Below are 7,745 nucleotides of genomic sequence, written 5' to 3' on the forward strand. Positions count from 1 at the left end.
ATTTCATCCCTTCAATCCGCCGTTTTCATGCAGAAGATCTTCCACGTTCCGCAGCAAAAGTGGAACCCTGATGTACAGCATCACCGCCAGGCGGATGATCTCGGGGCTGGTCTTGAAACAGCGAAATGGCGATCGTTTGGGCATGGCCGGACGCTACAAAACCGCCCTGCCCGCCTCAGGCCAGTTTGCTTTGACGGCATCTTTGGAATCAATGTGTTGGCCCTACCAAGTGGAACACAGTGTTCGCAACACACTGTTTGTGACACAATTCTCGCCCACAGTCTTTTCGAACACGGTCGAAGACAACGTGTTATCTAAGGGCAGAGGGCGCACAGCGGCTTTGCTGCAGACAGCAGTCATCCGATGGTTTTGGTCATATGCCTCTATGTGACTCTCGGCCTCGATATCTGCGAGGACCGGCTTCAAACGGATGACGAACGCATCCGCATTGGCCGAAACAGTCGCCCTTAGAGCCGCACCTCTCTTGCCGGCTTGTCTGAGCGCCGCAGCCCCCTTCGGATTGCCCAGCCTGACGCCGCGCGCCTTGGCCGCCGCCAGCGCCTCCTTCGTGCGCCGCGAGATCGCCTCGCACTCCTGTTGCGCCACCAACCCGGAAACTGTCCAAGAGATGGGGAGTGGCTTACTTGAACGGGTCACGATTGGGCATAACGACAAGCTGCGCCCCCTGCCGGTCTCACCCGGATTTCTTCTGACACCGCCTTCGCGACGACCTCGACGACGGGAGCCGACTGAATGGCCTGAATTGGGTCTAATAACGGCCTAATCGGTCTTTCGGCAGAATGATTTCAGTCCATGATCAGACTGGGATTGCAGCTAAGTCTTCGTTGAGTTCTGGCGAACCACGTCGGTTCGACCCCGCCTGTGGGAGTATGAGAAACAGATGAACAAAATCGCACAATTCCAAGAAGCAGAAATAATTGACGGCAGAGCCCACGCCGAAGACGTTCGTCGCGAGGTCCGAGAAAAAGCTGCGAAGATGAAGGCGACCCACGGGATCACACCCGGCCTTGCCGTCGTGCTTGTGGGCAACGACCCGGCGTCTGAAGTTTACGTGCGCTCCAAGGGGAAACAGGCGGTTGATGCAGGGATGAATTCTTTCGAGTTCCGGCTGGCCGAAAGCACAACCCGAGATGAACTACTGTGCCTCATCGAGAGGCTCAACACCGATCCCGAAGTACATGGAATACTGGTCCAACTTCCATTGCCGAAGCATCTACCTTCGACCTTGGTCATCAACGCGATTGATCCACGAAAGGACGTGGACGGGTTTCATATCGCGAACGTCGGAATGGTCGGCACCGGCCAAGACGCGATCGTGCCCTGCACGCCGCTTGGATGCATGTTGATGCTACGCGCCTATCACCCGGACCTGCGGGGCAAGACAGCTCTGGTAATCGGCCATTCGAATGTTGTGGGCAAGCCCATGGCGCGTTTGCTCCTCAATGCGGATTGCACGGTGATGATTGCGCACAAATCGTCGACCAACATCCCCGAACTCGCGCGTCTCGCCGACATCGTGGTCGTCGCAGCTGGCGTTCCGGGACTGGTGAAGGCCGACTGGATCAAACCCGGCGCAACCGTGATCGACGTCGGAATCAATCGAGTCCCCGCGCCCGAATTGGGATTGCAGGAAGATAGCAGCGCGAGAACCAAGATCGTGGGTGATGTTGATTTCAATGGCGTCAGCCGCGTCGCGGGCGCGATTACCCCTGTGCCAGGCGGGGTTGGGCCAATGACCATCGCCTGTCTTCTCGCCAACACCTTGTCAGCCTGCTGCCACTTGAGCGGCATCGACGATTCACCATTCCAGATTGATTGAAAAGGAAACTCCGAAAGATGAGCAAATACGTTCTCAACGCGAATTGCGAGTCGCGCCGCCGCGGTGTCGGCGCCGCCATCGCCACATTCCTCGCCAAGCACGGCTGCAACGTAACCGATGCTGCCCAGTTCGACGACGTTGATACCAATTGTTTCTTCACGCGCACCTGTTTCACCAGCGAGGAGGGGGTGACGCTCGAGACCCTACGAAATGAATTTCCCGAAGTTGCCGCAAAGTTCGAGATGAACTTTGCCTTCCATGATGCGGTTGAAAAGACCAAGGTGATCATCATGGTCTCGCGTTTTGGCCATTGCCTGAACGACCTTCTCTATCGCTGGCGCATCGGCGCGCTGCCGATCGACATCGTCGCGGTAATCTCGAACCACATGGATTACCAGAAGGTCGTAGTGAACCACGACATCCCCTTCCATTGCATCAAGGTCACCAAGGAAAACAAACCGACCGCCGAGGCCGCCATCATGCGCGTGGTCGAGGAGACCGGCGCGGAGCTGATCGTGCTGGCCCGCTACATGCAGATTCTCTCGGACGAGATGTGCCAGAAGATGTCGGGGCGGATCATCAACATCCACCACTCTTTCCTGCCTTCGTTCAAGGGCGCCAATCCCTACAAGCAAGCCTTCGAGCGCGGCGTCAAACTGATCGGCGCGACCTCGCATTACGTCACCGCCGATCTCGACGAGGGCCCGATCATCGAGCAGGACACGATCCGCGTCACCCACGCCCAATCGCCCGACGACTACGTTTCGCTCGGTCGCGACGTCGAAAGCCAGGTGCTCGCACGGGCCATTCACGCCCATATCCACCACCGGGTGTTCCTGAACGGCGACAAGACCGTCGTCTTCCCCGCAAGCCCGGGAGAATACGTCTCCGAACGGATGGGCTGACCGGACCGTATTTGCACCGAACACAGGGGCCGCGCGGTGCTGGGTTACCGCGCGCGCCCCGATTATGACAGTCAATAAAATAGAGAGCATGAAATGCCGCGCAGCGATCGCCTTCGACTCCCGAGAACTGCTTGACCGCCAAGATCGACATGGCCGCGCCCAAGATGGGCGAGCGTCCAATCCGGATTCCCGACACAGGCGTCTGCATACGGTTCCATTCACACGCTCTGGCTTCGCCCCGTAGGGTAAGTTTCCGCCGCTTCTGGGGACCGAGGGCGCCAGCATCGTGATCGAGGTCGGTGAAAGCGTCACCTGCTCGAACCTAGGGCGAGCCGATCCTTCACGGCATGTACTGTTCGACTCCCTTGGATATCTGGCGGAGATTGTCAATTTGTCGCCGACGCCTTGTCTGGCCCGCCTTGCAAGATTGAAGGCCGGGGGTTTCATACGCGGCTATCATGCGGATATCGCGCTTGATCGCGTGTGCGATTTCACCCAGGTCGTCGTGACGGTTTCGCTGACACATCACCGCAAGTCTGATTTCGACCGCTTCGAGGGCCATATTCGGGCGCTGGACGAGGTCACGGAATGCATCGCCACCGGCGGCGGCATGGATTATGTCCTCCAGGTATTCACCCCGAACCTGGCGGTTTTTCAGGAGTTGATGGAAACCCTGCTTGCGGCCGAACTTGGGATTGACCGCTACATGACCTACATCGTGACGCGCCATGTCAAATCCGCCCAGCCGAATCTTGCCCGATTGGCGGCCAAATCCGGCAAATGACGAAACCCGTCTGAAAAGTCTGCCGGCCTGTCGGACATCAGTCCGTTTGGTCTCTCCAAGGCCTGTTTTCAGTCCACGCCCGGCCCGTCTGTGCGAGTAATTCTCACCCAGTTCAAAACAGTCCGCGGCTGACCGGCCCGGCGGTGCAAAGGGTGAAAGAAATGATGAAATCAGACGGCTTCGGGTTCGGCACACAGATCCGCAAATCTCCCTATTTCGACGCCACCGTGCGCTGGGGTGCCAAGGGGTTCTCGGTTTACAATCACATGTACATCCCGCGCGATTTCGGCGATCCGGAACAGAACTTCTGGAACCTCGTGAACGACGCGATCCTGTGCGACGTGGCGGTGGAGCGCCAGGTGGAGATCACCGGGCCCGACGCCGCGAAGTTCGTGCAGATGCTCACCCCGCGTGATCTTTCGAAAATGGCCGTGGGCCAGTGCAAGTACATCCTGATCACCAATGCCGACGGCGGCATCCTGAACGACCCGATCCTGCTGCGGCTGGCGGAAAACCACTTCTGGATCTCGCTGGCCGACAGCGACATCCTGCTCTGGGCGCAGGGTGTGGCGGTGCATTCGGGCATGGATGTGCAGATTGGCGAACCCGATGTCTCGCCCCTGCAGTTGCAGGGTCCGAAATCGGGCGAGATCATGCGTGCGCTGTTCGGCGAAAGCATCATGGATCTGAAATACTACTGGCTGCGCGCGGTCGAACTGGACGGCATTCCGCTGATCGTGTCGCGCACCGGCTGGTCGAGCGAGCTGGGCTACGAGCTCTACCTGCAGGACGGATCGCGCGGCGACGAGCTGTGGGAAAAGATCATGGCGGCGGGCAAGCCGTTCAACCTGCAGCCGGGCCATACTTCGTCGATCCGCCGGATCGAGGGCGGCATGCTGTCCTACCATGCCGATGCCGATATCAACACCAACCCGTTCGAACTGGGCTTTGACCGGCTGATCAACCTGGACATGGAAGCCGACTTCATCGGCAAGGCCGCGCTGCGCCGCATCAAGGAACAGGGTGTCAGCCGCAAGCAGGTGGGCCTGGTCATCGGCGGCGAGCCGCTGAAGGGGCCGAACACCACGTTCTGGGCGATCAACCGGAATGGCGAACCGGTGGGCAAGGTCACATCCGCGATCTATTCGCCGCGCCTGGAGCAGAACATCGCCCTGGCGATGGTTTCTGTCGACAACGCAGGGATCGGCACCGAACTGGAAGTCGTCACCGCGTCCGGACCGGTCCGCGCCACGGTTGTGGAAGTCCCCTTCTACGACCCCAAGAAATCGCTGGCCGTGGCCTGAGCGGAAAACGGGAGACACGCGAGATGTCTGACCTTTCCATCCAGTTGCACTGGCACCGCACCACGCCCGAGTTGAAGCCGGGCGCCTATTCGGCCGAGCACATGGTGCAGTACAACAGCAGCTTCGATGTCATGGCTGATGCCGCCCCGGATTGGGGCGGCGATCCGGCCAACACCAATCCCGAGCAGGCGCTGGCCGCGGCCCTGTCGAGCTGCCACATGATGACCTTCCTGGCGCTGGCGGCCAAGGCCGGATGGCCGGTCGCCAGCTATCACGATCACGCGGTCGCCCACCTGGGCAAGAACCCTCGGGGGCAAATGTCGGTGACACGCATTGACCTGCACCCGGTGGTCCGCTTCGACACCGGCTTTCAGGTCGGCGACGAGGAAATGGACCAGATGCAGGACCGCGCGCATCGCTACTGCTTCATCGCCAACACGCTCGCCGACAGTGTCGACGTCAACATCCTGTAACCCCGTCCAAGGAACGCCACCAATGCAAGCCGACGATATCCTTCTGCACGATCTGGATGACAAGGGCATCCTGCGCCTGACCCTGAATGACGGCGCCCGGCGCAATCCCCTGTCCGAGGCGATGCTGACCCGGCTTGGCACGGCCTTCGCCGAGGCCGGGGCCGATCCGGCGGTGCGCGTCATCATCCTGGCCGCGAACGGACCCGCCTTCAGCGCCGGTCACGACCTCAAGGAAATGACCGCCGGCCGGGCCGGTCCCGACCGCGGGCGGGCCTATTTCACCAGGATCCTGGGGATGTGCTCGGACACGATGCAGGCGATCATCACCTGCCCCAAACCGGTGATTGCCGAGGTCGCGGGGATTGCCACGGCGGCGGGCTGCCAGCTGGTCGCCAGCTGCGATCTGGCGGTTGCGGCGGATACCGCGCAGTTCAGCACGCCGGGCGTGCATATCGGCCTGTTCTGTTCGACCCCGATGGTCGCCCTGTCCCGCAATGTCGGCAACAAGCACGCGATGGAGATGCTGCTGATCGGCGACATGACGCCCGCTGCCCGCGCTGCCGAGATCGGTCTGGTCAACCGGGTGGTATCGCCCGAGGCGCTGCGCGGAACCACCCTGGAAATCGCCGGGAAAATCGCGGCCAAGTCCAGCATGACGCTCGCCACCGGCAAGCGCGCCTTCTATGCGCAGCGCGAGATGACCCTGGGCGAGGCTTACGATTACGCCACCCGCGTCATGGTCGAGAACATGCTGGCCCGCGACGCCGAAGAAGGTATCGGCGCCTTCATCGAAAAACGCAGCCCCCAATGGCAGGATGCCTGAACATGGCCAATCCTTATAACACCGGTCTCGACCGCAACCCGGCAAACTACCAGCCGCTGACGCCACTGACGTTCCTCGAACGGGCTGCCAGCGTCTTTCCCGATCATGTCGCCATCGTGCATGGTGCCTTGCGGCGCAGCTATGCCGAGTTCTACGCCCGTTCGCGGCGGCTGGCCTCGGCCCTGGCCGGGCAAGGGATCGGGCGCGGCGATACGGTGTCGGCGCTTCTGCCCAACACACCGGCCATGCTGGAATGCCATTATGGCGTGCCGATGTGCGGTGCCGTGCTGCACTCGATCAACACTCGGCTCGATGCGGCCATCATCGCGTTCCAGCTGGATCACGCGATGTCGAAAGTGGTGATCGTGGACAGCGAATTCATGCCGCTTATGCAGGAGGCGCTGGCCCTGGCCGAGGTGTCCCCGCTGGTGATCCAGTGTGACGACCCCGAATATGACGGTGCGCGCGTCGAGGTCGAAGCAGGGGATTACGAGGCTTTTCTGTCCGGCGGCGACCCCGACTATGCCTGGCTGATGCCGCAGGACGAATGGGACGCGATCTCGATCAACTACACCTCGGGCACCACGGGCGATCCCAAGGGCGTGGTCTCGCATCACCGCGGCGCCTATCTGCTGGCGCAAGGCAATGCGTTGACCACCTCGATGCGCAAACACGCGGTCTATCTGTGGACCCTGCCGATGTTCCATTGCAACGGCTGGTGTTTCCCCTGGACCCTGTCGGCGATCATCGGCACCCATGTCTGCCTGCGGCAGGTGCGGGCCGCGCCGATCTGGAACGCACTCGCGGACGAGGGTGTCACCCATCTGTGCGGCGCGCCGATCGTGATGTCGCTGATGATCTCGGCGCCGGAGGCGGAAAAGCGCCAGCTCGACCGGACCGTGCAGTTCTTTACCGCCGCCGCCCCGCCGCCCGAAAAGCTGCTGGCCGACATGAAAGAAGCCGGCTTCGACGTGACACATCTTTACGGCTTGACCGAAACTTACGGCCCGGCAGTGGTCAATGACTGGCACGAAACCTGGTCCGACCTGCCCAAGCCCGAACAGGCGGCGCTCAAGGCGCGCCAGGGTGTGCGCTACCTGCCGCTGGAAGGGCTCGACGTGCTCGATCCCGAAACCATGCTGCCGGTGCCGCGCGATGGCCGGACCATGGGCGAGGTGATGTTCCGCGGCAACGTGGTGATGAAGGGCTATTTCCGAAACCCCGAAGCCACCGGGAAAGCCTTTGCCGGCGGCTGGTTCCATTCGGGTGATCTGGGTGTCATGCATCCAGACGGCTATATCCAGCTCAAGGACAGATCGAAGGACATCATCATCTCGGGCGGGGAGAATATCTCGTCGATCGAGGTCGAAGAGGCGCTCTATCGCCATCCGGCCGTCGCCGTCGTGGCTGTCGTCGCCATGCCCCACGAAAAATGGGGCGAAACGCCCTGCGCCTTCGTCGAACTGGCCGAGGGGCAGCAGGCCGATACCGAAGCCTTGCGCGCCTGGTGCCGCGAACAGCTTGCTCCCTACAAGGTTCCGGGCAGATTCGTGTTCACCGCAATACCCAGAACCTCGACAGGAAAGATCCAGAAATTTACCCTGCGCGAGCAGGCA

7 protein-coding genes and 1 pseudogene are annotated in these 7,745 nt (G+C 61.1%); 7 read left to right on the plus strand and 1 reads right to left on the minus strand.

Going from position 1 to position 7,745, the window contains the following annotated elements:
* Nucleotides 1-18 precede the first annotated feature (18 nt).
* Nucleotides 19-144, minus strand: a pseudogene (locus tag BLT75_RS25025) (IS6 family transposase); the annotation flags it as partial.
* 757 nt (nt 145-901) lie between these two features.
* Between BLT75_RS25025 and folD the strand changes: the two are divergent.
* From folD to BLT75_RS23815, 7 genes are all read left to right on the plus strand, one after another.
* Nucleotides 902-1,840, plus strand: a complete 939-nt coding sequence (gene folD, locus BLT75_RS23785; protein ID WP_093038211.1) for a bifunctional methylenetetrahydrofolate dehydrogenase/methenyltetrahydrofolate cyclohydrolase FolD — start codon at nt 902-904, stop codon at nt 1,838-1,840.
* A 17-nt stretch (nt 1,841-1,857) separates the two neighbouring features.
* Nucleotides 1,858-2,745 (plus strand): formyltetrahydrofolate deformylase, encoded by an 888-nt coding sequence (gene purU, locus BLT75_RS23790; protein WP_093038213.1) that lies wholly within the window; start codon nt 1,858-1,860, stop codon nt 2,743-2,745.
* Nucleotides 2,746-3,031: 286 nt separating this feature from the next.
* Nucleotides 3,032-3,529 (plus strand): Lrp/AsnC family transcriptional regulator, encoded by a 498-nt coding sequence (locus tag BLT75_RS23795; RefSeq protein WP_342728251.1) that lies wholly within the window; start codon nt 3,032-3,034, stop codon nt 3,527-3,529.
* A 161-nt stretch (nt 3,530-3,690) separates the two neighbouring features.
* On the plus strand, nt 3,691-4,833 hold the full coding sequence (locus BLT75_RS23800; protein WP_093034597.1) for a glycine cleavage T C-terminal barrel domain-containing protein: 1,143 nt from the start codon (nt 3,691-3,693) through the stop codon (nt 4,831-4,833).
* 23 nt (nt 4,834-4,856) lie between these two features.
* A complete protein-coding gene (locus BLT75_RS23805) occupies nt 4,857-5,306 on the plus strand; it encodes an OsmC family protein (protein ID WP_093034218.1) in 450 nt (149 codons plus the stop codon).
* A gap of 22 nt (nt 5,307-5,328) precedes the next feature.
* Nucleotides 5,329-6,129 (plus strand): enoyl-CoA hydratase, encoded by an 801-nt coding sequence (locus BLT75_RS23810; RefSeq protein ID WP_093034221.1) that lies wholly within the window; start codon nt 5,329-5,331, stop codon nt 6,127-6,129.
* A gap of 2 nt (nt 6,130-6,131) precedes the next feature.
* Nucleotides 6,132-7,745 (plus strand): acyl-CoA synthetase (locus tag BLT75_RS23815; protein ID WP_093036091.1); only part of this gene is annotated, 1,614 nt, incomplete at its 3' end.

Source organism: Ruegeria marina (assembly GCF_900101475.1).
Classification (GTDB): Bacteria; Pseudomonadota; Alphaproteobacteria; order Rhodobacterales; family Rhodobacteraceae; genus Ruegeria_B; species Ruegeria_B marina.

Excerpts from the sequence above, each read along its gene's own strand:
- BLT75_RS23800 (WP_093034597.1), top strand. The coding sequence starts at position 3,691 with ATGATGAAATCAGACGGCTTCGGGTTCGGCACACAGATCCGCAAATCT.
- BLT75_RS23805 (WP_093034218.1), top strand. The coding sequence starts at position 4,857 with ATGTCTGACCTTTCCATCCAGTTGCACTGGCACCGCACCACGCCCGAG.
- BLT75_RS23810 (WP_093034221.1), top strand. The coding sequence starts at position 5,329 with ATGCAAGCCGACGATATCCTTCTGCACGATCTGGATGACAAGGGCATC.
- purU (WP_093038213.1), top strand. The coding sequence starts at position 1,858 with ATGAGCAAATACGTTCTCAACGCGAATTGCGAGTCGCGCCGCCGCGGT.
- folD (WP_093038211.1), top strand. The coding sequence starts at position 902 with ATGAACAAAATCGCACAATTCCAAGAAGCAGAAATAATTGACGGCAGA.